Here is a 22,447-nt window from a genome sequence, read left to right as displayed (position 1 = left end):
AATGTTTAAGTGGATTATTAAATACCTTGGTTTTTTAAAGGCCGTGCCTTTGGTTGCAAAAGTGTTTGACAGCCAGCTAAAGGTATGGACGCTGATAACCCACCCCACCCTGCTTGATTATATTGACGAAATTGAAAGCAAAGTTTTATGCTGGCAGGGCCTGAGCACCGGCATCCATAAATATGGCGGTTTACAGTTTAATTGCCGGGGCCGCGAGCTTGGTCATATCCACAGCAATGGCTTAATGGATATACTGCTCAGCAAAAAAGCGAAACAGCAACTGATGGCCGAGGGAAGGATCAGCGATCATCACACTTTTGCTATTTCGGGGTGGATAAGTTTTTATATCCGCACAAAAGATGATGCTGCCTACGCGGTAACACTGTTAGCGGTAGCCTATCAAAAAATCAATAGCAGGTAAGTAAGCATATAAATAGCATTATTTATATATTTGCAGCGCAAGGCGGTAACAGCTTTTCAATAAACACCATATAATTCCCTATGGTGTAATGGTAGCACTTCTGATTCTGGTTCAGACAATCGTGGTTCGAGTCCATGTGGGGAAACAAAACGGGGCAGTATCAAAAGAGATACAGCCCCGTTTCTGTTTTTAGTGCTTTCTGCAATTATTAAAATTGGCATAAGCCATTGATTTAATGCTATGACAAATATTTTTTTGCCAGCCTGCCCGAGGGTTTTTCAACATATATATGTAATATATAGGCAAACAGTATAAGCAGCACGATCACAACCAATATAAAAATTTCGGAAAACCTGAACCCTGATTTATCTGCTAAAAAGTTTATCAATAATAAGCCTATATTTTCGTGTATTAAATATAAGGGGTAGCTGATTAAGCCAATAAATACTATTGGCCTGCTCGACATGAAAGCAAGGTACTCGGGCTTGCATTAAAAAGTTACGAATAATGCAGAAAAGAAAAACATAGCCACATAACTACTTACATGCAAAAAGCTGGCGCACATAACTATTGCTATTATAACTAAAAAATACTCTTGCTTTTGAATGCTTATGGATTGATAAAGCCTATAAAAGCATGAACCAAGTGTAAAAAAGATAATTTGTTCTGCAAAAAATTCTACCTCAAATATTTTTTTTATGCTCATTAACCCCGGGTGAGACCGGAGTAAAAATATTATAAAAGCGTATATGCAAATTACAAGCAGGTTAACATAAAGCCAGTTCCTGAAAAAATTCTTTTTAGATACGAAGTATATGATGGCCGCATACACATAATATTTCATCTCTACCCCTAATGTCCAGTAAACATTATATATACTCAACACTTTTTGTTTTCAAAATTATATTCCACATCCAAAGGTCGGTAAAACTTAAACTAGGCAAAAAGTTATGCGCCGGCCTGTGAAAAATTAAATATCTTTTTTCGGGATCAAGCAGAAAGGGAGCGATATAAGTAATTATAGAACATAATAACAGCAATGGAAAGAGCCTCAAAAAACGTTTTATAATAAACCTTGAAAAAGAGTTGGTTTTTTCGAGCGTCATATATATTACGAAGCCAGAGATCATAAAAAATAACTGTACACCTAAATGTCCAAATTCAAAATAACCGGCGTACTTAGACCCATACGGGTAAAGCTTTTTTACTATATATGGCCAATAGATCAGCGTATTTTGGTTTGCATAAACGCTTGTAAAATGAAATAAAATCACAATCAATATTGCTACACATCTAAAACCATCCAATATTTTAATTCGCCCCATATTTCACTTAAAGTTTTATTTCTGTAAAAATTGATACACTGCAAACCTATAAATTAAGTTTCATCTGGCATTTATATTTCATAATAAGCAAGTATTAAATATATGATATTACTTTCATCGGGATTATATTAAAAAAGGCTTCCCTAACCTATGCTTCTACGCTGATAAACCCCATATATACTTAAGGCCAACAAAATCATTAGCCCGGTGTTATAAGGGCAATTGGCATCGTATGGAAAAATTAATTGAAAGCTGGTCGGGTAGAATTGACCCTTTAGTTTGGAATCCGATAATTTTTGCAGCAGCAATAATTATCGGCATAATTGTTAAGTTTATTATTAAAGGCCTGCTTAATTTTTACAAGCAAACAGAAGATTACTCCCTGTTTCGTAGTATAATTACCCACCTTAGCCGGCCCTTAAATCATTTTGTGCCGCTCCTGGTGCTGAACCTGATGATCCCGCTGATGGATATGCGCCCTGAGTACATTGCTATGCTAAGCCGCGTGGTTGAAATAGCTTTGGTTATATCATTTGCCACGCTGTTAATAAACACCGTTGATGTTTTTGAAGATTTTGTTTACCATACTTATGACCTAAACAAAGCAGATAACCTGAAAGAGCGTAAAATACGCACGCAAATGCAGTTTATAAAAAAGGTAATGGCCACGCTTATTATATTTATAACCGTAGCCGTTATTTTGCTCAGCTTTGATAACGTGCGAAAGATAGGCGCCGGCCTGCTAACGGGCGTTGGTATTGGCGGAATAATAATTGGTTTTGCCGCTCAAAAATCATTGGCCAATTTCTTAGCCGGTTTCCAGATAGCCTTTACACAGCCTATCCGCCTGGATGATGTATTGGTTGTTGAGGGAGAGTGGGGGCGCGTGGAAGATATAACACTTACTTATGTAGTGCTCAATATATGGGATCAGCGCAGGCTGATACTCCCCATTAATTACTTTATTGAAAAACCCTTTCAAAACTGGACGCGTACTACATCAGAGTTATTGGGTACCGTGTTTTTATACCTTGATTATAATACACCCATTGATGCTTTGCGTATTGCATTTGATGACCTGCTAAGTAAAACCCCTTTATGGGATAAGCGCGTAAAAGTTATACAAGTAACTGATGCCAAAGAAAAAACAATAGAAGTAAGGGCATTGATGAGCGCCCGCGATTCATCACAAGCGTTTGATCTGCGCTGCTATATCCGCGAAGGGCTGATCAGGTTTGTAAGAGATAACCACCCCGAAAGTTTGCCATTAAACCGGGTGGTAATGAAAAACATGGACCTCGACGTTGTCCCTCCGGTTAAACCACAGGCTTAAAGCTTTTGCAGGCACCAGGTAGTCATACAGCGCAGGTTTTGTACGTTGGTTGTTTTAATAGGCTCGTGCAGGTAGGCATTAAGGTTTTCGGTATAGCCCAGCAATAGCTGTTCATTCACCAGGAAGCGTACGGAGGTATCCGGCAAAACATACCGGCTGTTGCCTAAATCCTCAACCAGGTTTTCAATCCCGATATCAGAGGCCAGCCTTGCAAAAAAATAGCCGCCCGGTTTTAATACCCGCCACATGGAAAGCAGCATACTATCAAAATGCGCCTCGTTATTTGCAAAATGCAGCACCGCACTGCTAATCACTAAATCAAAAGTTGCATCCTCAAAAGGCAGGTCTTCCGCAGCCGCAACCTTAAAATTTTTTTTATTGTTTTTGGGCGATAGCTCTTTTGCTAATTGCTTCAGGGCCTCAACCGCCTCGGGGTTTGGGTCAATACCATAAACATCGTAACCGTTCTGCAAAAAATAAACAAGGTTACGGCCACCGCCACAACCCGCATCCAGTACCTTATGGCAAGCAGTATAAGTGCCTTTCAATAACTGATCAAACAGGTAAATATCAATATTGCCGTAAAGTTTTTGAAGCGGGGTTTGCATGTTGGCAATTTAACCGCTTTGTTATTAATTCACTAAATTAAAATTCAACAAACAATTTTTCTACTTCCCTATTAATTTGCATTTTTACGGCTCAGTATTATAAATCAATACATTAAGCATATTAAACAATGGGTAAAGTAATTCTTGTAACCGGCGCTTCGTCTGGCATAGGTTTGGCGTGTGCAACCGCACTACAGGCTAAGGGGCATACAGTTTATGGTTCGGCACGTGATGTTAACCGCCTTAAATCAGTATCATTTAAGCCAATACAATTAGATGTTACCGACGATGCATCAGTAAATGCTGCCATTGATAAAATTATTAAGGCCGAAGGAAAGATTGATGTACTGGTAAATAATGCCGGTAATGGTGTAACAGGCCCGGCTTATGCCATGCCTGTTGATTTTGCTAAAAAACAATTTGAGGTTAACTTTTTTGGTGTGGTGCGCGTTAGCAGTGCCGTATTACCAAAAATGATAGCAGCCAAAAAAGGTTTAGTAGTTAACATCAGCTCATTAGCGGGCCTTTTTGGTTTGCCTTACCAGGGAATGTACAGCGCATCAAAATATGCAGTGGAAGGTTACTCCCAGAGTTTAAGGATGGAATTGAAAAATACAGGAATTAAAATAGCCCTCATCAATCCCGGCGACTTTAAATCAGACTTTACCCAAAACCGCGAAAAAGTTCCTTTCCCTATAAAAAATGAAATGCTGGAGAAAGAGTACAACGCAGCAGTTGCCGCAATGGAAAAAGACGAAAGCATAGGTGCCAGCCCCGATCTGATCGGCAAAAAACTTTGCCAGATAGTTGATGCCTCAAGCCCGGCACACCGCTACCTGGTTGGCGCTATAGGGCAAACTATTGTACCCACACTTAAAGCCATACTACCGGGTGGATTGTTTGAAAAACTAATGAACGACCATTACGGGATAAAATAATAATCATAAAAAAGGCCGGTTCATCCGGCCTTTTTTATGATTATTATGCAGACAATTAAGCCTGGCTATCGCGTAGCGCTTTGATCTTATTGTGTGCTATTATTATACCTTGCTGCTGGCGAGATACAATGCTGGTAAACGCTGGTGACAAACCGCTATCAGGCAATAAAGCATCCTGGTACGCTTTTTTAATGGCATCTTCACCGCGTTCGCATTCTTCTAAAATGCTTTTACGGTCGTGGCCGGTAAAGGTAGCTTTTACATCAAGCCATGCACGGTGCAGTGCGCCGCTTCCGCTTGTACCTGTTTCAGCTTCGCCACCATTTTGGTTAATGGCATTAGTTAATTCATGTACATTTTCACGACTTTCGTCTCTCAATGTTTCAAAAATAATTTTCAGATCGTTGTCATTTGCTTCCAATTCTTTAGCAGCATGTGCAAAGCCTGCAACACGGTCGTTATTGATCTCAATCAGATCATTTAACACTTCAATTGATTTTTCGATGGTTTCCATATAGATAGTTTTTGTATATAAAAGCATAATCAACTATCTTGCCAAGATTAAAATTTAACTTAAAATATATTTATTTTCCAATATCGCATATTTCGGCCAACAACCTATAGGAATTAAGCCTGTCCTCAAAGTCTTCGGTAATGGTAACTGCAATTATTTCATCCACCTTATAATCCTCCGCCAGCCACTTTAATTTCAGCTTCATTTCGGTTGGTGTGCCAGTAACAACCCTGCTCCTGTTATATCGGATCCGGTCCATTTCGGCCGGCGAATAAACGGTATCTTTAATATCCTGGTAACCAACAGGCGTTAAACCACCACCCTTTTCAAACTGGTTAAAACGGTAATCCATTAAAGCCTGGTGCTGTCTTATTTTCTCTTCATCTTCTGAGCAAAAAACAAAAATGGCAAGGTTGGCCTGCTCCTTAGGCATATCTTCTGATGGTTTGAAACGCTCCCTATATAAAGCAACAGCTTCGGGGCCGCCAAATGGATTTATAAAATGTGCAAATGCAAGGCCCATACCAAAATGCGCGGCAAACAGCCCGCTTTGCCCGCTTGAGCTTAGCAGCCACATCTCAGGCACGGTTTGGATCTGCGGAATTGCCCTGATCTTTAACTGCGGTGTTCCGGGTTCGCCCCTGTCATGAAAATAATTATTGAGTTCATAAAGCTGCTCGATAAAGTCCTGCTCGCGAAACTGGTTCGATGGGTTCAGCATGGATGCGGTTATCCTGTCGGTACCCGGGGCACGGCCCATGCCCAGATCTATCCTGCCCGGGAACAAGGCTTCCAGCATCCGGAAGTTTTCGGCAACTTTTAAGGCGCTATGATTAGGCATCATTACGCCCCCCGATCCGATACGGATATTTTTGGTTTGCCCGGCAAGGTGAGCCATCAGTACCTCGGGGGTTGAGCCTGCAAGGCTGCTGGTATTATGATGTTCTGATACCCAAAAGCGGGTATAGCCTAATTTGTCGGTATATTTTGCTAATGCTACGGTTTCCTGTATCGCCTGCTCGGCAGTTGCGCCTTTACGAATGGGCGATTGATCAAGAACGCTTAGCCTGATGTTTTTTGTGTCCATAACTTATGAACACAAAAATACACAAGGGCTTGTGGATAGATTGTAAAGTTTTTTTGGGGAGGGGTTATTGTAAAGCAGGCCCTATAAGTTTAATATATTCATATCTTTAAGTTAAACAATAATTTAAAAATGAAATTCCATTTTCCGCTAACTAAACAACAAAATGATTTTTATGGGCGAATATTTGATGCTATATTGAAATATTATCCTATTGGTGTTAAAGGTGATGATCCCGCTTATGATAAGTTTCCAGGACAAATTGAATTGGGTGATATTGTTATTGACAGCATCCATAACCGGAAAAACTACAAATCAAGATGGAGTGATTTCAACAAAGAAATTAGAGTTGAGTCTAAGAAAAAAACTGAAGCTGTAACAGGTGCATTCAGGCCAAGTTTTAGTTCAAACTTAATACTTTCAAAACACAAGCATCAAGATTTAATACATTTTAAAAAGTTACACTATTCCGTTAGTCTTGTAGGTCCATTTTTTACAATATATGGGTTTGATGAAACTATTATTACAGATGAACGTCGACAATATGCATCAATCAACATTGTGACCGTTTCGCCTTATAAGGAATTTGAAGCTGATTTTAATTTTTTAAAATCCAAAATAGAAAAAAAGTTTAAGGGATATACATTCATTCCATTTACTTTAAACTTTATGCTAATTGATGGTTTATATGACCCATACAACAACAATGAAGAATATACAATTTATCGATCATTATTTGATGACTATCTTAAAGAATATAACCCTTTATTAAAACGTGGGGATTCAAGTTATGGCTTTGATCGTTGGGTAATTTATGACATGGGGGCCGTTGTAACTTTAGGCCCCCCACCCCAATAAATTAATACGCTAATTCAAAAAATGGTAAAGGAAAACAACCTCGCCTGTATAGGCCGGTTTTTTCTCGCCATCAATTTCCATCGTAACGCCAATAGTGGCTTTGGTAATACCACGCAAGTTAGCTATGGCAACAAGCTTGGCTATCAACCTAACCTGGCTATCAACTTTAACCGGCTGTGCAAACCTGATGCTCTCAATACCGTAATTGATCTCCATTTTAAGGTTTTGTACATCGGCTATCTGGTGCCAAAAATAAGGCAATAGTGATACCGTTAAGTAACCGTGTGCAATAGTAGCCTTAAAAGGGCCTTCAGTTGCTGCTCTTTCAGGATCGGTATGGATCCATTGATGATCAATAGTGGCCTCTGCAAATTTATTTATTTGCTGCTGGTCAATGGTATGCCAGCCCGAAGTGCCAATTTCTTTACCCAAAAGGCTTTCAAACTCAGCGTAGTTTTTAATAATTACCATATATAGCTTATTCTTTATTAAAAGTGGTCTTAATAATCGTGCCGTAAAAGTAATAAACTGCGGGATATTGTGAAATTACTGTGTGCAGTTTTTAGCTGCTTTTTACCGTTTTAAACCACGAAATTAATTTAGCCCACTATCCATTTACTTTTAGGCAGAAAAGACAATAGTTTAACTACTATAAATGTAGCTATAAAGGTACATACGCCCATAACCGGTATTTTGAGGGCTGCGCTGCCCAAACGATGATCAAAGAAAGAATGTACCGCATTTAAAATAAGGATATGGGCCAGGTAGATACCGTAGCTTTTTGCCGCAATATCAATCATCAGCCGCATAAAGGCCGAATCAGGATTTTTTATCTTGATGTTTTTGAACATCAGGAATGCCCCGGCGGTCATCATGGCAACGTTAATGGTTTCAAAGCCCCAGGTAAGCGCCAGCTTGCTTATAAATTTTTCGGTGGGCAGGCGGTATATAAAGCCGTAGGTCGTTATGGCATACCCTGCAATCAACAGCGCAATACCCGCAATGTAGTTCCATCGCCGGGGTTCCATGTGGTAGCGTTTAATATAGTTGGCCATCACTACATACCCCAAAAAGCCCGAAAAGTAATAAAGCATTGGGGTGCGGTTCCAAAAAGTTTCGCCCCAAATTTCAGGCACCAATAAATGGATATAGGGAACAGTAAGGGTAACAGCCCACAGTACCAGGTAAAACTCCATGCTTTTGCGGCTGGCCGTTTGGATCCACGGCGAAATAATTGGTGCAAACAAATAAATACCCAGCAGCATATATACAAACCAAAGGTGACCTATGTGCGCCCCATAATTAAGCGGGATATTGCTGATATTAGTAAGCGTGGTGGCCAGATCAGCATAACCCCGCAAGTAATAATAAAGTGCATAAAATACGCACCATATAACAAAGGGGATTAAGATACGACTGAACCGTTTTTTAAAAAATGCAGAAACATCAGTTACCGGGAAAAGAAAAAGCCCCGAGATCATTATAAATAACGGTACAGATATAATACATATCGGGTTGTACCAGCCCACCCAGTAAGCATCAACGGTGTTGGTGATCTTTCCGCCATTGCCTATATAATAAAACTCGCCGGCATGGGCCTGTATTACCATATAACAGGCAATTACCCTTAAAATATCCAGGCCATAATTACGGGATGCAGGGGCTTTGGTCATGATGATTTAGATTGTTATTGTACAAGTTACTGTTTTTCTGCAACATCAAATTAAAAACAACAAGCATTTATACGTTGAGGCGGAAGGGTAAGTTTACTCCGGATAGGTGTTGCAGGCATAAATCAATATAAAAACAGCTGGCGGGGCAACTTCATCAACATCAATCAACTAATCACAAAAAGCATTTGCAATTAAAGTAAATTCCCGTATCTTTGCAGTCCCGAAAATGCGGGGTATAATAAACGTTTAATTAATTTAATTTAAAGCAAGTGAATACGTTAAGTTACAAAACTGTCTCAGCCAACAAAAAAACCGTCAACAAACAATGGGTTGTTGTTGATGCAGAAGGCGAGATTTTGGGGCGCTTGTCTACCAAGATCGCAATGATCATACGTGGTAAGACTAAGCCAGATTTCACCCCGAACGTAGACTGCGGTGATAATGTAATAGTTATCAATGCAGACAAGGTAAAACTGACCGGAAACAAATTCAGCGAAAAGCAGTATGTTTCTTACACTGGTTATCCAGGTGGTCAGAAATTCATTTCTCCTAAGGAGTTAATGGCAAAACATCCAACACGTGTAATTGAAAAAGCAGTGCGTGGTATGTTACCTAAAAATCGTTTGGGCAAAGCATTGTTTGGCAATTTGCATGTATATGCAGGTGCTGAGCATCCTCACACAGCACAAAACCCAACAACCATTTAACTTTTAATTTTAAAGGAGAAAAGAAAAAATGCCAACAACTAACACTTCAGGCAGAAGAAAAACAGCTGTTGCCCGCATCTATCTGGTAGATGGCAGCGGTGCAATTATCGTAAACGGTAAAGATTACAAAGAGTACTTCCCAACATTGCCATTACAATACATCGTAACTCAGAGCACTGAGGTTTCTGGTTCAACCGGAAAATTTGATGTTAAAGTAAATGTTGCAGGTGGTGGTGTTAAAGGACAGGCAGAAGCCGTTCGTTTAGCTATAGCGAAAGCCATTGTTGAACTTGATCCTGAAAAGAAACCAGCCCTGCGTGCTAAAGGTATAATGACACGTGATGACCGTATGGTTGAGCGTAAAAAACCAGGACGCAAGAAAGCACGTAAGAGATTCCAATTCAGTAAACGCTAATCAACGGAGGACAACAAAATGGCAAGAACAACATATCAGGATTTACTGGATGCAGGTGTACACTTTGGTCACCTTACCCGCAAATGGGACCCGAAAATGTCACAGTACATTTTCATGGAGCGTAACGGTATCCACATTATAGATTTAAATAAAACCTTAACTAAGGTTGAAGAAGCTGCTGCAGCTATAAAACAAATTGTAAAATCAGGCCGTAAGGTATTATTCGTAGCTACAAAGAAACAAGCGAAAGATATTGTTGCTGATTATGCAAAAAGTGTAAACATGCCTTTCATCACCGAAAGATGGTTAGGTGGTATGTTAACCAACTTTGCTACCGTTCGTAAGTCGATCAAAAAGATGTCAAACATCGATAAATTGACTAAAGACGGTACTTACAGCAACCTTTCTAAAAAAGAAAGACTGATGATACAACGTGAGCGTATCAAATTAGAATCATTGTTAGGTGGTATTGCGGATTTAAACCGTTTACCTGCTGCATTGTTCCTTATCGACGTTAAGAAAGAGCATATCGCAGTTTCAGAAGCATTAAAGTTGAACATCCCTACATTTGCTATGGTTGATACCAACTCTGATCCTTCAAACATCGATTTCCCTATCCCGGCGAATGATGATGCTACCAAATCAATCTCATTAATTACTGGTATTATTATACAGGCAATTATTGAAGGTTTGGATGAGCGCAAACGCGAGAAAGAAGACGAAGCTGAAAAAGAAGCAGCAGTTGCTAAAGCGAAAGCCGATGCGCCTGAGGCTGTAGTTGACCGTTCTGCTAACGAAGGCGGAAAAAGAAACCGTAAAGTAGCTGTTGAAGCTGATGCTGCGGTTGAAGATACTACTACTCCAACAGCTGAGAAAACTGAAGAATAATTCAATTGTTATAGGTTGCAGGCTGCGGGTATATTTTGCTTGCAGCCTGCAACCTTTATAGTTTCTACAACATTTTAAAAATTTAAACAATGTCTACAGTACAAATATCTGCAGCCGACGTAAATAAACTGCGCCAGCAAACTGGTGCCGGTATGATGGATTGCAAAAAAGCCTTAACTGAAACCAATGGTGATTTTGAAGCAGCTATCGATTTTTTAAGAAAAAAAGGTGCTAAAGTAGCAGCAAGCCGCCAGGACAGAGAATCAAACGAAGGTGTAGTTATTGCACGTTCATCTGCCGATGGTAAATTTGGTGTGATCATCGAATTAAACTGCGAAACTGATTTCGTGGCTAAAAATGCTGAGTTTATTGCATTTGCTAACCTGATAGCTAACAAAGCTGTTGAAGCAAAACCTGCAACAATTGAAGCCCTTTATGACCTTGATATTGACGTTGATTCAACTACCGCTAAAATTGGCGAAGTTATCATCGACAAAACTGGTAAAATCGGCGAAAAGATCGGTGTATCTAAATACGCTGTTGTTGAAGGCGAAAAAGTTATTGCATACATTCACGGTAACTTCCGTTTAGGTGTATTGGTTGGCTTAAGTGCTAACGTTGCCGGTGCTGATGAAGCAGGTAAAGACGTTGCCATGCAAATTGCTGCCATGAACCCTATTGCTATTGATAAAGACGGTATTGATGCTACTACAATTGAGCGTGAGCTTGAAATTGCAAAAGATCAGATCCGTGCAGAAGGCAAACCTGAAGAAATGGTTGAAAAAATCTCTGTAGGTAAACTAAACAAGTTTTACAAAGATTCAACTTTATTAAACCAGGAGTTTGTTAAAGATCCATCAAAAAACGTTGCCCAATTTTTGAGCACTGTTGAAAAAGGTTTAACTGTAACCGCCTTCAAGCGGGTTGCTTTAGGAGCTTAAATATATTATCCCCCTCGTTTTTAGCGAGGGGGATTTTTTTTGGAATAATAATTTTCACTTTCCCGCCTAATAGCGATAGCTAATCTTACTTGTTATGATAACAGCTTTCCACAACCTGCAGATCATCTCTGATGGTCATATTACCCAGGGTAAGGTAATTTTAATTACCGGCGATAAAATAGTTGCCATTACTGACGAAAGCGCCATGCCTGATGGCGTTAAAAAGATAAACCTTAACGGTGCATTTGTTGCTCCCGGTTTAATTGACCTCCAGATTTATGGCAGCGGCGGCAAACTATTTGCCGGAACACCGGAAGTAGCGGCATTGGAGCGTATGGAAACCGACCTGTTAAGCCAGGGCACTACCGGCTTTTTTGCTACCATAGGTACAAATACCAACCAAATAGTTGAGCAAGGCATTGAAGCCGCTAAAACATACCGTGATAAATGCAAAGGCAACTTTTGGGGGCTGCATTTGGAAGGCCCGTATCTTAACCCCATAAAACGCGGCGCACATCCTGAAAAATTTATTAAAAAAGCTACCCTTGCCGAAGTTAAAAGCTGGATAGAGCAGGCCGATGGTGTGATTAAAATGATAACCATTGCGCCAGAGCTGCAGGATCAGGAGGTGATTGATTACCTGAATGATCATGGGGTTATTATCTCCAGCGGGCATAGCAATGCTACTTATGAGCAGGGCAAATCATTTTTAAACAACCCCATTAAAGCAGTAACGCATTTATTTAATGCCATGCCGCAGATGCATCACCGCGACCCGGGATACATACCTGCAATTTTTGAGGAACGCCCTTACACCAGCATCGTTGCAGATGGCATCCATGTAAACTTCGCCATGATCCGTTTAGCCAAGCGCGAACTGGGCAATAAACTATTTTTAATTACGGATGCCGTTACCGCAGCAACCGAAGGCGCTTACCAGCATAAATTTACCGGCGATCGTTACGTTATGCCCGATGGTACGCTGTCAGGCTCAAGCCTTACTATGCTCAAAGCCGTACAAAACTGTGTGGAGCATGCAGGTATCACCCTTGCCGAGGCTATTAATATGGCTTCTTTATACCCTGCCCAGTTAGCTTCGCTCCCGCAAAAGGGAAAAGTTGCCGCAGGCTTTGATGCCGACCTGATTGTTTTTAATACCCACTTTGAGGTACAAGCAACTGTGTTTAAGGGTGATTACTTAACAAACAATGCTTAACGGCCTCACCCTACTCTCTCCGGTGGAGAGGGTTGTAAAATACGCGAAGATAAGTACTCTCCTTTGGAGAGGATTAGGTGAGGCGTAAAAAAGTCGATTACTTAACAAAGTCGACATAAAATTTTAACACTGATTATATTTCTATATTTTTGACAAACTCTCAACTACCTCATGGCTTATAAAAGAATCCTACTAAAACTTAGCGGCGAATCGCTGATGGGCGATAAACAATATGGCATTGATAATAAACAGGTATTGCAATATGCCCACGATATTAAAAATGTATATGATAAAGGCATTGAGATAGCTATTGTTGTTGGTGGTGGTAATATATTTCGCGGTTTAAGTGCCGAAAAATCAGGCATGGAACGCGCACAGGCCGACTATATGGGGATGCTTGCCACAGTTATAAACTGTATGGCCCTGCAAAACGCATTAGAAAGCATTGGTGTTGAAACCCGCCTGCAATCGGCCATAAAAATGGAGCAGATCTGCGAGCCGTATATCCGCCGCCGTGCCATGCACCACCTTGAAGTTGGTAAAATTGTAATTTTTGGTGCCGGTACCGGTAACCCATATTTTACTACTGATACTGCCGCTTCATTACGCGCTATTGAAATAAAAGCCGACGTTGTACTTAAAGGAACCCGTGTTGATGGTATTTATACCGCCGACCCTGAAAAAGACCCTACAGCTACCCGTTACGACGAAATAAGCTTCCAGGAAGTATATGACAAGGGCCTAAATGTAATGGACATGACCGCCATTACCCTCTGCCAGGAAAACAAACTCCCTATCATTGTTTTTGATATGAATAAGCCAGGTAACTTTATGAAAATTGCCGACGGCGAAGCTATCGGAACATTGGTAAAATAATAGCCGCTAAAGCATACGCTTACTGATAAGCAAACCACTTTAAAATAATTAAAATCACCCTTTATTGCCTGATGTAACATTATCAGATAGTAAAGGGTGATTTTTTACTATCCAATCCAGGTTTTATTTCAACTTCTGTTCTGTTAAAATCTGCCGGATTATAAATTTAAGGCCGCATTTTTATCCCACATTTTTCTGCGTCATTTTCCTAACTTTGCAGCATCCGGGATAAAAACCCGGCATCAAGCATGACAAAAGAAATTGAAATTGTTTGCCAGCCCGGGCAACAGGAAGACGAAGCCGCTTTAATAAAAATAGCCGCTACCTCGCTACATATATCCGCACAAAAAATATCGGCCTTAAAAATTCTTAAACGCTCAATTGATGCCCGTGGCCGCAAAGTGCTTTACCGCATGCAGGTACAGGTATATATTGATGAGGTTTACACACCCGAAACTTTTACGGTTAACTACCCAAAGGTAAAAACGGCCAAACCCATTATTATTATAGGTGCCGGCCCGGCAGGCTTATTTGCTGCCCTGCAATGTATTGAAATGGGCCTTAAACCCATTATTGTTGAACGCGGCAAGGATGTTAAACAACGCCGCAGGGATTTGGCAAATATCAATAAACAAGGCTTGGTAAATCCCGAATCAAACTATTGCTTCGGCGAAGGCGGCGCAGGTACTTATTCGGATGGGAAGCTGTATACACGATCAACCAAGCGGGGCGATGTGAACGCGGTATTAAAAACCTTTGTTGCACATGGTGCTACTGAGGATATTTTGATAGATGCCCGCCCGCATATAGGCACCAATAAGCTGCCGCAGATAATTACCTCCATAAAAGACAGTATCCTCAATGCCGGGGGCGATGTGCTTTTTGACAGCAAAGTAACGGCCCTGATAGTTGAGTTTGGCAAGATAAAAGGTGTACAATTAGCATCGGGCGAAAAGTTAATGGCCGATGCCGTGATATTGGCAACGGGCCACTCGGCAAGGGATATATTTGAAATGCTGCATCACCAGCAGATATTGATTGAGGCCAAACCGTTTGCATTGGGCGTGCGAATTGAGCACCCGCAGGAGATAATTGATCAGGCCCAATACCATTGCGAACTCAGGGGACCAGACCTGCCACCCTCCTACTATAATTTGGTAGAGCAGGTTGATAACCGGGGTGTATTTTCGTTCTGTATGTGCCCCGGCGGTATCATAGCCCCTTGTGCAACCGAAGCCGAAGAAATTGTGGTGAATGGCTGGAGCCCCTCAAAAAGAAATAATCCATTTGCCAACTCAGGTACCGTGGTGCAGATAAATATGGAGGATGTGGCTGGCAATGCTAATGATCCGCTGCGGATGCTCCGCTTTCAGCAGCAGATAGAAAAATTGACTTTTAAAGCAGGCGGCGGCAGTTTGGTAGCTCCCGGCCAAAGGATGGTTGATTTTGTGGAGAACAGGCTATCGGTTGATCTGCCGGAGAACTCTTACCTGCCCGGCACAAAAAGTATAGAACTAAAAGAAGTTTTACCCGGCTGGATCAATGAGCGCTTACGCAAGGCCTTGCCGGTTTTTGGTAAAAAGATGAAAGGATATTACACCAACGAAGCTATTTTGGTTGGGGTTGAATCGCGTACCTCATCGCCGGTAAAGGTACCAAGGGATAAAGAAACCATGCAGCATCCGCAGGTATCCGGTCTGTTTCCATGTGGCGAGGGTGCTGGCTACGCAGGTGGCATAATTTCTGCTGCTATTGATGGGATAAACTGTGCCATAGCGGCTTCAAAAATATAAACCATGACCATATCAGAAGAACTTAGACAAGACCTTGAAAATGTATTATCGGGTGCCGCCTGGTATGGTACACCCATATATACCATTATTGATGAGGTAAGCTTTGAAACCGCTTACGAGAAGCCCCCTGGCTCGGTACATAATATAGCTAACATAGTGCTGCACATGCTGTCATGGACAGAAGAGGTGATGGACCGCATGAATGGCATGAATGCCCAAAGGCCATCAAGCGGCGACTGGCCGCACCCCGGTGATCCGGATGAGGAAAAATGGCAAACCTATGTCAGTGATCTGAAACTGGTTAACGTAAATTTGTTAAAGGTTATCCAGGATTTCCCCGAGGAGCAATGGAACGAGCCGATAAATTATGACCGCGAAGGCCAAGCTGTAGCTACTTACAAACAAACAGTTGTTGGTTTTATTCAGCACCAGGTTTATCATACAGGGCAGATAGCTTTATTAAAAAGGATTATAAATGGCTGATAAAAAAACATTGGTATTAGGCGCAACCCCCAACGAAGGGCGTTATGCTTACATTGCGGCAAACAGGCTGGTAAAAAGCGGCCATACCATAGTGAACGTTGGCCTTAAGGCCGGCGAAGTAGCGGGCGTACCTATTGAAAAACCCGAAACTATCCATACTGACATTGATACCATTACCCTGTATGTTGGTGCCCAGCACCAGGAAGACCTGTACGATTATATTTTAAACACGCACCCCAAACGCATTATTTTTAATCCCGGAACGGAGAATAATGAACTGCGTAAAATGGCGAATGAAAAAGGTATTGAAACGGAGTATGCCTGTACGCTGGTATTATTATCAATAGGAGAATATTGATCTTTTACCGGTATGGGCGCAATACTTTGCAGCTTTCCCTTACAAAGTATTTCTTTTAGAGGCACAAGGTAATGTGCCTCTATGTGTGGAGTAAGATTAATTGCTTGCTAAAACTTTTAAGCGTTCACAAACCTCTGTGATAGATTTACTCAGGGGTTTAAACGTAAATCCTATCGCTTTCCTTATCTTGCTATTATCATAATCACGCGTTACGGATGCTGCCTGGGCCGATACTTTATCCAAAAACGGTTCTTTCCCTGTAATTGCAGACACTACGGAGGCTGTGCGCCAGGCAAAGCTCATCATCCAGCTTTTTGCAAAGGTGGCAGGTGCTGGTATGCCAAAGCCATTGGCTATTTCGGCAGTTATTTGTTTGTAATCACGGTTTTCGGCACTTATAATATAACGTTCGGCAGTCAGATCGCTGTTCATCAGCTCTATCATGCATTTCGCAACATCCTCCACATCAACAAATCCCGAACTGCCGGCAGTGTAAAACTTAAGGCCTTTGCGTATGGTTTCAAATAGCTGTCCGCTGCCATCAGTACCGGCATTTGCGCCAATTATAATGGATGGATTAACAATAACTGCATCAAGCCCTTCGGCAATGCCGCGCCAAACCTCCATCTCACTTTCAAGCTTTGATATGGCATAACCATCTGTTTCGGTAGCCTGGTCAAGGTGATGGATCTCGGTGATCATATCCCCGGGCTTGGCCAAGCCGATAGCCGCAACCGAGCTTACATGTACCAGCCTGATGTTTTGCTCCATACAAAGGTTAACCAGGTTAGCAGTACCGGTAACATTAGTACGGATCATTTCCTTTTTATCGGCTTGCTTTAATGATACCCATGCCGCGCAATTGTAAACCTGGGTTACGCCCTTCAGCGCATCCTCCATGGCAAAAATGTCCATTATATCAGCCTCCACCCATTGAATCTGGTAAGGGAGCAATATATCCGGAATTAACGATGCCGCGCGCCTTGTGCACCGGATACGGTTGCCCTGCCCTGCAAGCTGTGCCGCCAGTTCTGAACCTAAAAAACCCGTTGCCCCGGTAACTAATATCATTTATTGATGCGTAAATGTGATAGCTGCAAATGTGCTGATTTTTTAGGGTATGTTACCCTATAATTCAACCTAAACCCGCCAAACCCAAAAGTATCATTAACATGACACTACTTCGTCCTGTTTTAGTAAATTTGTATAATATTATGACCATCACCCAACAACAAGTTTTAGACGCACTGAGCAATGTTGAGGAACCCGATCTTAAAAAAGACCTGGTTACCCTTAACATGATACAGGATATACATATTGAAGGCAACCGCGTTAGCTTTTCGGTAATACTAACCACACCTGCCTGCCCGTTAAAGGCAATGATTGAAAATGCCTGCCGCAACGCCATTCTTCATTTTATCAGCAAGGAAGCCGATGTGCATATCAACATGACATCAAGGGTTACTTCGCAAAAAAATACAGGTGTACCTGGGGTTAAAAATATTATCGCGGTAGCATCAGGTAAAGGTGGTGTAGGTAAATCAACCGTGGCAGTTAACCTGGCATTGGGCCTGGCAAAAACAGGAGCAACGGTTGGGATTATAGATGCTGATATTTACGGCCCGTCAATCCCTATCATGTTCGGCTTAGAGAATGCAAGGCCATTAGCAAGCGATGTAAATGGTAAAACCCGGATCCAGCCGATTGAAAAATATGGGATAAAGCTATTGTCTATCGGTTTCTTTACCGATCCTAACCAGCCTGTGCCCTGGCGCGGACCTATGGTATCAACCGCAGTAAAACAATTGTTTAACGATGCCGATTGGGGCGAATTAGACTATTTAGTGATAGACCTGCCACCCGGTACCGGCGATATACATATAACCGTTACCCAAACCTTCCCGGTTACGGGTGCAGTGGTAGTTACCACGCCGCAAAATGTAGCCCTTGCCGATGCTAAAAAAGGTATCGGGATGTTTATGATGCCTGCTATTAACGTGCCTATTTTAGGCATAGTTGAAAACATGGCTTACTTTACCCCCGCCGAACTGCCCGAAAACAAGTATTACATTTTTGGCCAGGGTGGCGGTAAAAAATTAGCAGCGCAGTTAGCTGTCCCTTTTTTGGGCGAGATCCCATTAATTAAGGGTATCAGTGATTCCGGCGATGCAGGAACGCCTATTGTACTTGATGATGACAGCCCAATGGCTAAGGCATTTATTAACATGGCTAAAAGTGTTGCACAGCAGGTTGCCATAAGTAATGCAAAGGCTTTTGATAAGGCTAATGCAAGCCCGGCACTAAACAATTAGATTAAATATTTTGTTAATGCGCTAAACGCTTGGTAAGCCTGCTGTTGCATTAGTCACAATTAGAAAATATTTAATAACTTTACTTTTATAAATTAGTACAAATGAGTTTATTAGATCAGGTTGAGGTTGCGTTAGATACTATTCGTCCGTATTTGCTTGCAGATGGGGGAAATGTTTCTGTTGAAGAGATCACTCCGGAAAATGTTGTAAAGCTTAAGTTATTAGGCTCATGCGGCTCATGCCCTATGAGTATTATGACCTTAAAAGCAGGTATAGAAGAAGCCATTAAAAAAGCAGTGCCGGAAATTACCGGTGTTGAAGCCATAAACCTAACAGATATTGACGATCCGAATGCGGTACTGCCCGAAAACCTCAGGTAGTGTTAAGTTTTGTTAAATTGCAATGCGGATTGCAGCAATAAGCTACTTTTGCTTAAGTATTTATTTAACCCCTATAAAAAAATAGCCGCGCGCTAATTAGTTAATGAAAAAGTTAATTGGACTTTTCTTTTTTCTATGCATAGCCATTTCCGCTTTTGCCCAAAAGCAGGAGAGGCCATTGGTGCAGTTTAGTGGTATTGTTCACAATGCTGACAGCACCGGTGTAATTGTACCTTACGTTAGTATTATTAACAGCACTAATCAAAACCAGGTAAATATTTCAAACTATAAAGGCTACTTTTCTTTTGTAGCACATGAGCAGGATACCATCCGTTTTTCGAGCGTTGGTTATGCTTCTATAAGTATTGTTATCCCTGCTAATATAACCTCAAAAAGCTACACGCTGCAGGTGATGCTGAAACCGCAGATCATTAACCTGCCGGTATTCCACGTTTTTCCGTGGGCAACTACCGAGGAGTTTCGCAAGGATTTTATATCCATGAAAATTGCTGATGACGATTTGGAATTAGCCAAGAAAAACCTGAGCCGTGCTTCGATCCAGACATTGGAAAGAAACCTTGCCAGGGATGGCGGCGAAATGAACGGTTTCCAGGATTTTCATAATGGCGTGCTCAACTCGCACTCCATTACTAACCCGCTGCTTAATCCGTTTAACTGGGGCAGCCTGATCAGGCAGATCTCGGAAGGTGATAAGAGCCGTAATTCAGACAGCAGTAATTAAAAATCAGGAGATCAGGACATTATTTAGTATATCCTGATTCCCGGCATTATAAACTATCTTCCTTTTTTAACGTTCGGGAATTTCATTTTGTATTCCACATCAACTATCCCTTTTGAAATATCGGTAAGCCTTTTTTCAATCAGGCGTTTACGGAGCGGGCTTAGTTTATCGGTGAATAACTTACCCTCAATATGATCATATTCGTGCTGTATCACACGTGCAGCCATGCCAGAAAATGTTTCTTCGTAGTGTTTCCAGTTCTCGTCGTAATAAGAAATTTTAACCGTTGGTTTGCGGTAAACATCTTCCCTAATATCGGGTATGCTCAGGCAGCCTTCGTTAAAGCCCCATTCTTCGCCGGTTTCTTCTAATATGGTAGCATTGATAAAAGCTTTTTTAAAGCCTTTTAACGCCGGTTCTTCATCGTCAAAAACAGAAGCATCAATCACAAACAAACGCATTGACAAGCCAACCTGCGGGGCTGCCAAACCAACACCACGTGCGCCATACATAGTTTCAAACATATTGTCAACCAGGTCTTTTATATTAGGATATTCATCGGGCCCGATGGCCGTAGCTTTTCTTCTTAAAACAGGGTCGCCGTATGCTACTATAGGAAATTTCATGCTGCAAAAATAATGGATTATTGTTTAGGCTCAAATAATAAGGTGATCATACGGTCATTATCAAAGATTTCATTACTTATGGCTAACAATTGATCGGCAGTAACCGTATTTATTTTGTCAAAAACCTGCTGTAGCGAGTCGATATAATCAAAATCAAGCAGGCTTTTAGCCATTGAGATGATGAGGCTCATGCGATTCTCTTCCGCAAGGGCTATCTGCCCTATAAATTTCTCTTTGGCCTGGTGCAGCTGTAAAGTGCCCAGTTTTTGATCGCGAAGTTTTTTTAATTCTTTATGTACCAGCTTAGCGGCTTTAGCGGCTTTTTCACTATCCGTACCAAAATAGATAGAGAAAATGCCTGTATCGCTTAATGAAGTATAGTTTGATTCAATGGTATAAGCAATGCCATGCTTCTCTCTTATCTCTAAGTTTAGGCGGCTGCTCATACCCATACCACCTAAAAGGTTATTTAAAAGCAATAAGCCATATTTATTGGGATGGGCCGAAGGATAGGCCTGGTTACCTATGATACAATGGGTTTGCGAGATGGGCTTTGTAAAAATATTGTGACTATAGCCGTTTATTTGTGGGGTAAGCCTTTCTTTTTTAGCCTGATTTACGGGGACACTTCCAAAATATTTTTCAGAAAGTTTTACCACCTTTTTAAAATCATAATCGCCAAAAACAGCAAAAATCATTTCGGCTGTATTGTAATTAGCAGCTATAAATTGCTCAATATCCAGGCTGTTTAGTTTGGCAACCGTATCGGGCGTACCCAAAATATTCTCGCCCATCTGGTGGCCCTTAAATAAAAGACTTTCAAAATCATCCTGAATGGCCTCTTCGGGCTGATCTAAATAGGAAGAGATCTCGTCTAAAATTACGCCTCTTTCCTTTTCCTGTTCTTCCTTGGGGAAGGTAGAATGAAACAAAATATCTTCAAAAAGATCAATTGTGCGCTCCAAATGCTGATTTAGCAGGGATGCATGGATACAGGTATACTCTTTTGTAGTGTAGGCATTCAGATCGGCCCCTACCAGCTCGAGCCGGTTCAGGATCTGGTTGGTGCTGCGGCGTTCCGTTTCCTTGAACAGTAAGTGCTCAATAAAATGTGCCAAACCTGTTTGGTGCACCAACTCATCGCGCGAGCCTGCATTAACAATAAAACAGCAATGTGTTATGGTTGATGGCGCATGTTTGAAAAGTATCCTGATGCCGTTGGGTAATGTGTAAACCTGGTAATCCGTCATGGTGAAGCGCAAAGATAGCGTTTATGCCAATACAAATATTTTAGGCTTTTTTAGTAATTTAGTAGCATGAAAAAAAAGATAGCCGATCTGGAGTTTGAGCCCCTTATTAAGTCTGCAGCTATTGATGAGCGCATCAAAGCTATAGGCAAGCAGCTTAACGCCGACTATCAACACACCATCCCTGTTTTTGTAGGTGTACTTAACGGCAGCTTTTTATTCATTGCCGACCTGATTAAACAAATAGATATTCCCTGCGAAATAACTTTCACTAAACTTGCATCATATTATGGCGGCACACAAAGCAGCCTTAAAATACGCGACGATATTGATTTTAGCGTAGATATTAAAGGCCGCGATGTTTTAGTTATTGAAGATATTGTAGATACCGGTAATACCGCTACTTATTTATTAGAGAAACTAAAGGCCAAACAACCTGCCTCCATAAAACTTTGTTCGCTGCTGTTAAAACCCGATGCACTGATCAAGAAAATCGATGAGCTTAAATATGTAGGCTTTGAGATTAAGAATGAATTTGTGGTAGGTTATGGCCTTGATTACAAGGAAATGGGCAGAAACCTGAAAGATATTTATAAGAGAGTATAACAATATTCTACATGTGCACTCCGTGTCCAGATCTTCGGGTTCTCTGTGGTAAATAACCACAAAGAGCACTAAGAAAGATACAAAGAGCCGCGGAGATTTCTAT

The 22,447-nt window shown here is 41.3% G+C and carries 26 protein-coding genes; 17 read left to right on the top strand and 9 right to left on the bottom strand.

Annotation, left to right across the window (positions count from 1 at the left end; genetic code table 11):
• Position 1: 1 nt before the first annotated feature.
• Complete coding sequence (locus ACQY4U_RS04085; protein WP_428328115.1) at positions 2–421, top strand: luciferase family protein; 420 nt, start codon at positions 2–4, stop codon at positions 419–421.
• Between the two features lie 869 nt (positions 422–1,290).
• On the opposite strand, the gene ACQY4U_RS04080 is transcribed toward ACQY4U_RS04085, so the two are convergent.
• Positions 1,291–1,746: an acyltransferase family protein gene (locus ACQY4U_RS04080; protein WP_428328114.1), complete on the bottom strand. Its 456-nt coding sequence runs from the start codon at positions 1,744–1,746 to the stop codon at positions 1,291–1,293.
• 232 nt (positions 1,747–1,978) lie between these two features.
• Here ACQY4U_RS04080 and ACQY4U_RS04075 point away from each other — a divergent pair, with 232 nt between their 5' ends.
• A complete protein-coding gene (locus ACQY4U_RS04075) occupies positions 1,979–3,079 on the top strand; it encodes a mechanosensitive ion channel family protein (protein ID WP_428328113.1) in 1,101 nt (366 codons plus the stop codon).
• Here ACQY4U_RS04075 and ACQY4U_RS04070 read toward each other — a convergent pair.
• Complete coding sequence (locus ACQY4U_RS04070; RefSeq protein WP_428328112.1) at positions 3,076–3,687, bottom strand: class I SAM-dependent methyltransferase; 612 nt, start codon at positions 3,685–3,687, stop codon at positions 3,076–3,078. The two genes, ACQY4U_RS04075 and ACQY4U_RS04070, sit on opposite strands and share 4 nt — an antisense overlap.
• A gap of 128 nt (positions 3,688–3,815) precedes the next feature.
• Here ACQY4U_RS04070 and ACQY4U_RS04065 point away from each other — a divergent pair, with 128 nt between their 5' ends.
• Positions 3,816–4,625: an SDR family oxidoreductase gene (locus ACQY4U_RS04065; RefSeq protein WP_428328111.1), complete on the top strand. Its 810-nt coding sequence runs from the start codon at positions 3,816–3,818 to the stop codon at positions 4,623–4,625.
• Positions 4,626–4,680: 55 nt separating this feature from the next.
• Here the strand turns inward: ACQY4U_RS04065 and ACQY4U_RS04060 are convergent, their stop codons facing one another.
• Together ACQY4U_RS04060 and ACQY4U_RS04055 are read right to left on the bottom strand one after the other, a co-directional pair.
• Positions 4,681–5,139 carry a PA2169 family four-helix-bundle protein gene (locus tag ACQY4U_RS04060; RefSeq protein WP_428328110.1) on the bottom strand — a complete coding sequence of 153 codons (459 nt, stop codon included), beginning with the start codon at positions 5,137–5,139 and terminating at the stop codon, positions 4,681–4,683.
• 70 nt (positions 5,140–5,209) lie between these two features.
• Positions 5,210–6,226: an LLM class flavin-dependent oxidoreductase gene (locus ACQY4U_RS04055; RefSeq protein ID WP_428328109.1), complete on the bottom strand. Its 1,017-nt coding sequence runs from the start codon at positions 6,224–6,226 to the stop codon at positions 5,210–5,212.
• Positions 6,227–6,355: 129 nt separating this feature from the next.
• Between ACQY4U_RS04055 and ACQY4U_RS04050 the strand changes: the two genes are divergently transcribed.
• A complete protein-coding gene (locus ACQY4U_RS04050; RefSeq protein ID WP_428328108.1) occupies positions 6,356–7,081 on the top strand; it encodes a hypothetical protein in 726 nt (241 codons plus the stop codon).
• A gap of 9 nt (positions 7,082–7,090) precedes the next feature.
• Here the strand turns inward: ACQY4U_RS04050 and ACQY4U_RS04045 are convergent, their stop codons facing one another.
• Both ACQY4U_RS04045 and ACQY4U_RS04040 read right to left on the bottom strand, forming a co-directional pair.
• The gene (locus ACQY4U_RS04045; RefSeq protein WP_428328107.1) at positions 7,091–7,552 is read right to left on the bottom strand and encodes a MaoC family dehydratase; all 462 of its coding nucleotides are present in this window, start codon (positions 7,550–7,552) and stop codon (positions 7,091–7,093) included.
• A gap of 128 nt (positions 7,553–7,680) precedes the next feature.
• Positions 7,681–8,754, bottom strand: coding sequence for an acyltransferase (locus ACQY4U_RS04040; RefSeq protein ID WP_428328106.1), 1,074 nt, complete (start codon positions 8,752–8,754; stop codon positions 7,681–7,683).
• A 269-nt stretch (positions 8,755–9,023) separates the two neighbouring features.
• Here ACQY4U_RS04040 and rplM point away from each other — a divergent pair, with 269 nt between their 5' ends.
• From rplM to ACQY4U_RS03995, 9 genes are all read left to right on the top strand, one after another.
• A complete protein-coding gene (gene rplM / locus ACQY4U_RS04035; RefSeq protein WP_428328105.1) occupies positions 9,024–9,461 on the top strand; it encodes a 50S ribosomal protein L13 in 438 nt (145 codons plus the stop codon).
• 28 nt (positions 9,462–9,489) lie between these two features.
• Complete coding sequence (gene rpsI, locus ACQY4U_RS04030) at positions 9,490–9,876, top strand: 30S ribosomal protein S9 (protein WP_428328104.1); 387 nt, start codon at positions 9,490–9,492, stop codon at positions 9,874–9,876.
• 18 nt (positions 9,877–9,894) lie between these two features.
• Entirely contained in the window at positions 9,895–10,764 is an 870-nt protein-coding gene (gene rpsB / locus ACQY4U_RS04025) for a 30S ribosomal protein S2 (protein ID WP_428328103.1), read from the top strand.
• 89 nt (positions 10,765–10,853) lie between these two features.
• Entirely contained in the window at positions 10,854–11,705 is an 852-nt protein-coding gene (tsf, locus tag ACQY4U_RS04020) for a translation elongation factor Ts (RefSeq protein WP_428328102.1), read from the top strand.
• A 94-nt stretch (positions 11,706–11,799) separates the two neighbouring features.
• Positions 11,800–12,921, top strand: a complete 1,122-nt coding sequence (gene nagA / locus ACQY4U_RS04015) for an N-acetylglucosamine-6-phosphate deacetylase (protein ID WP_428328101.1) — start codon at positions 11,800–11,802, stop codon at positions 12,919–12,921.
• A 171-nt stretch (positions 12,922–13,092) separates the two neighbouring features.
• The gene (gene pyrH / locus ACQY4U_RS04010) at positions 13,093–13,797 is read left to right on the top strand and encodes a UMP kinase (protein ID WP_428328100.1); all 705 of its coding nucleotides are present in this window, start codon (positions 13,093–13,095) and stop codon (positions 13,795–13,797) included.
• 248 nt (positions 13,798–14,045) lie between these two features.
• Entirely contained in the window at positions 14,046–15,590 is a 1,545-nt protein-coding gene (locus ACQY4U_RS04005; protein WP_428328098.1) for an NAD(P)/FAD-dependent oxidoreductase, read from the top strand.
• 3 nt (positions 15,591–15,593) lie between these two features.
• Positions 15,594–16,073 (top strand): DinB family protein, encoded by a 480-nt coding sequence (locus tag ACQY4U_RS04000; RefSeq protein WP_428328096.1) that lies wholly within the window; start codon positions 15,594–15,596, stop codon positions 16,071–16,073.
• Positions 16,066–16,431, top strand: a complete 366-nt coding sequence (locus ACQY4U_RS03995; RefSeq protein WP_428328094.1) for a CoA-binding protein — start codon at positions 16,066–16,068, stop codon at positions 16,429–16,431. The genes ACQY4U_RS04000 and ACQY4U_RS03995 overlap by 8 nt, the downstream gene beginning before the upstream one ends.
• 96 nt (positions 16,432–16,527) lie before the next feature.
• Here ACQY4U_RS03995 and ACQY4U_RS03990 read toward each other — a convergent pair whose 3' ends face one another.
• Positions 16,528–17,502 (bottom strand): NAD-dependent epimerase/dehydratase family protein, encoded by a 975-nt coding sequence (locus ACQY4U_RS03990; RefSeq protein ID WP_428328092.1) that lies wholly within the window; start codon positions 17,500–17,502, stop codon positions 16,528–16,530.
• 143 nt (positions 17,503–17,645) lie between these two features.
• On the opposite strand from ACQY4U_RS03990, the gene ACQY4U_RS03985 reads away from it, so the two are divergent.
• The 3 genes from ACQY4U_RS03985 to ACQY4U_RS03975 all read left to right on the top strand — a co-directional run bounded on the left by ACQY4U_RS03985 (position 17,646) and on the right by ACQY4U_RS03975 (position 19,865).
• Positions 17,646–18,743 (top strand): Mrp/NBP35 family ATP-binding protein, encoded by a 1,098-nt coding sequence (locus tag ACQY4U_RS03985; protein WP_428328090.1) that lies wholly within the window; start codon positions 17,646–17,648, stop codon positions 18,741–18,743.
• 101 nt (positions 18,744–18,844) lie between these two features.
• On the top strand, positions 18,845–19,123 hold the full coding sequence (locus ACQY4U_RS03980; RefSeq protein ID WP_428328088.1) for a NifU family protein: 279 nt from the start codon (positions 18,845–18,847) through the stop codon (positions 19,121–19,123).
• 103 nt (positions 19,124–19,226) lie between these two features.
• Positions 19,227–19,865 carry a hypothetical protein gene (locus ACQY4U_RS03975; protein ID WP_428328086.1) on the top strand — a complete coding sequence of 213 codons (639 nt, stop codon included), beginning with the start codon at positions 19,227–19,229 and terminating at the stop codon, positions 19,863–19,865.
• A 53-nt stretch (positions 19,866–19,918) separates the two neighbouring features.
• Here ACQY4U_RS03975 and def read toward each other — a convergent pair whose 3' ends face one another.
• Both def and ACQY4U_RS03965 read right to left on the bottom strand, forming a co-directional pair.
• Positions 19,919–20,491, bottom strand: coding sequence for a peptide deformylase (gene def / locus ACQY4U_RS03970; RefSeq protein ID WP_428328085.1), 573 nt, complete (start codon positions 20,489–20,491; stop codon positions 19,919–19,921).
• Positions 20,492–20,508: 17 nt separating this feature from the next.
• Positions 20,509–21,741: a M16 family metallopeptidase gene (locus ACQY4U_RS03965; RefSeq protein ID WP_428328083.1), complete on the bottom strand. Its 1,233-nt coding sequence runs from the start codon at positions 21,739–21,741 to the stop codon at positions 20,509–20,511.
• A 66-nt stretch (positions 21,742–21,807) separates the two neighbouring features.
• On the opposite strand from ACQY4U_RS03965, the gene hpt reads away from it, so the two are divergent.
• Positions 21,808–22,344 carry a hypoxanthine phosphoribosyltransferase gene (hpt, locus tag ACQY4U_RS03960; RefSeq protein ID WP_428328082.1) on the top strand — a complete coding sequence of 179 codons (537 nt, stop codon included), beginning with the start codon at positions 21,808–21,810 and terminating at the stop codon, positions 22,342–22,344.
• Positions 22,345–22,447 lie beyond the last annotated feature (103 nt).

It is taken from the genome of Mucilaginibacter sp. (assembly GCF_965277465.1).
Taxonomy (GTDB): Bacteria; Bacteroidota; Bacteroidia; order Sphingobacteriales; family Sphingobacteriaceae; genus Mucilaginibacter.
Note: the sequence above shows the minus strand (reverse complement) of the source record. Positions and strands in the feature narration are given on the sequence as shown.

Coding starts and splice junctions, on each gene's coding strand:
- ACQY4U_RS04085 (WP_428328115.1), top strand. CDS start 2: ATGTTTAAGTGGATTATTAAATACCTTGGTTTTTTAAAGGCCGTGCCT.
- ACQY4U_RS04080 (WP_428328114.1), bottom strand. CDS start 1,746: ATGGGGCGAATTAAAATATTGGATGGTTTTAGATGTGTAGCAATATTG.
- ACQY4U_RS04075 (WP_428328113.1), top strand. CDS start 1,979: ATGGAAAAATTAATTGAAAGCTGGTCGGGTAGAATTGACCCTTTAGTT.
- ACQY4U_RS04070 (WP_428328112.1), bottom strand. CDS start 3,687: ATGCAAACCCCGCTTCAAAAACTTTACGGCAATATTGATATTTACCTG.
- ACQY4U_RS04065 (WP_428328111.1), top strand. CDS start 3,816: ATGGGTAAAGTAATTCTTGTAACCGGCGCTTCGTCTGGCATAGGTTTG.
- ACQY4U_RS04060 (WP_428328110.1), bottom strand. CDS start 5,139: ATGGAAACCATCGAAAAATCAATTGAAGTGTTAAATGATCTGATTGAG.
- ACQY4U_RS04055 (WP_428328109.1), bottom strand. CDS start 6,226: ATGGACACAAAAAACATCAGGCTAAGCGTTCTTGATCAATCGCCCATT.
- ACQY4U_RS04050 (WP_428328108.1), top strand. CDS start 6,356: ATGAAATTCCATTTTCCGCTAACTAAACAACAAAATGATTTTTATGGG.
- ACQY4U_RS04045 (WP_428328107.1), bottom strand. CDS start 7,552: ATGGTAATTATTAAAAACTACGCTGAGTTTGAAAGCCTTTTGGGTAAA.
- ACQY4U_RS04040 (WP_428328106.1), bottom strand. CDS start 8,754: ATGACCAAAGCCCCTGCATCCCGTAATTATGGCCTGGATATTTTAAGG.
- rpsI (WP_428328104.1), top strand. CDS start 9,490: ATGCCAACAACTAACACTTCAGGCAGAAGAAAAACAGCTGTTGCCCGC.
- rpsB (WP_428328103.1), top strand. CDS start 9,895: ATGGCAAGAACAACATATCAGGATTTACTGGATGCAGGTGTACACTTT.
- tsf (WP_428328102.1), top strand. CDS start 10,854: ATGTCTACAGTACAAATATCTGCAGCCGACGTAAATAAACTGCGCCAG.
- nagA (WP_428328101.1), top strand. CDS start 11,800: ATGATAACAGCTTTCCACAACCTGCAGATCATCTCTGATGGTCATATT.
- pyrH (WP_428328100.1), top strand. CDS start 13,093: ATGGCTTATAAAAGAATCCTACTAAAACTTAGCGGCGAATCGCTGATG.
- ACQY4U_RS04005 (WP_428328098.1), top strand. CDS start 14,046: ATGACAAAAGAAATTGAAATTGTTTGCCAGCCCGGGCAACAGGAAGAC.
- ACQY4U_RS04000 (WP_428328096.1), top strand. CDS start 15,594: ATGACCATATCAGAAGAACTTAGACAAGACCTTGAAAATGTATTATCG.
- ACQY4U_RS03995 (WP_428328094.1), top strand. CDS start 16,066: ATGGCTGATAAAAAAACATTGGTATTAGGCGCAACCCCCAACGAAGGG.
- ACQY4U_RS03990 (WP_428328092.1), bottom strand. CDS start 17,502: ATGATATTAGTTACCGGGGCAACGGGTTTTTTAGGTTCAGAACTGGCG.
- ACQY4U_RS03985 (WP_428328090.1), top strand. CDS start 17,646: ATGACCATCACCCAACAACAAGTTTTAGACGCACTGAGCAATGTTGAG.
- ACQY4U_RS03980 (WP_428328088.1), top strand. CDS start 18,845: ATGAGTTTATTAGATCAGGTTGAGGTTGCGTTAGATACTATTCGTCCG.
- ACQY4U_RS03975 (WP_428328086.1), top strand. CDS start 19,227: ATGAAAAAGTTAATTGGACTTTTCTTTTTTCTATGCATAGCCATTTCC.
- def (WP_428328085.1), bottom strand. CDS start 20,491: ATGAAATTTCCTATAGTAGCATACGGCGACCCTGTTTTAAGAAGAAAA.
- ACQY4U_RS03965 (WP_428328083.1), bottom strand. CDS start 21,741: ATGACGGATTACCAGGTTTACACATTACCCAACGGCATCAGGATACTT.
- hpt (WP_428328082.1), top strand. CDS start 21,808: ATGAAAAAAAAGATAGCCGATCTGGAGTTTGAGCCCCTTATTAAGTCT.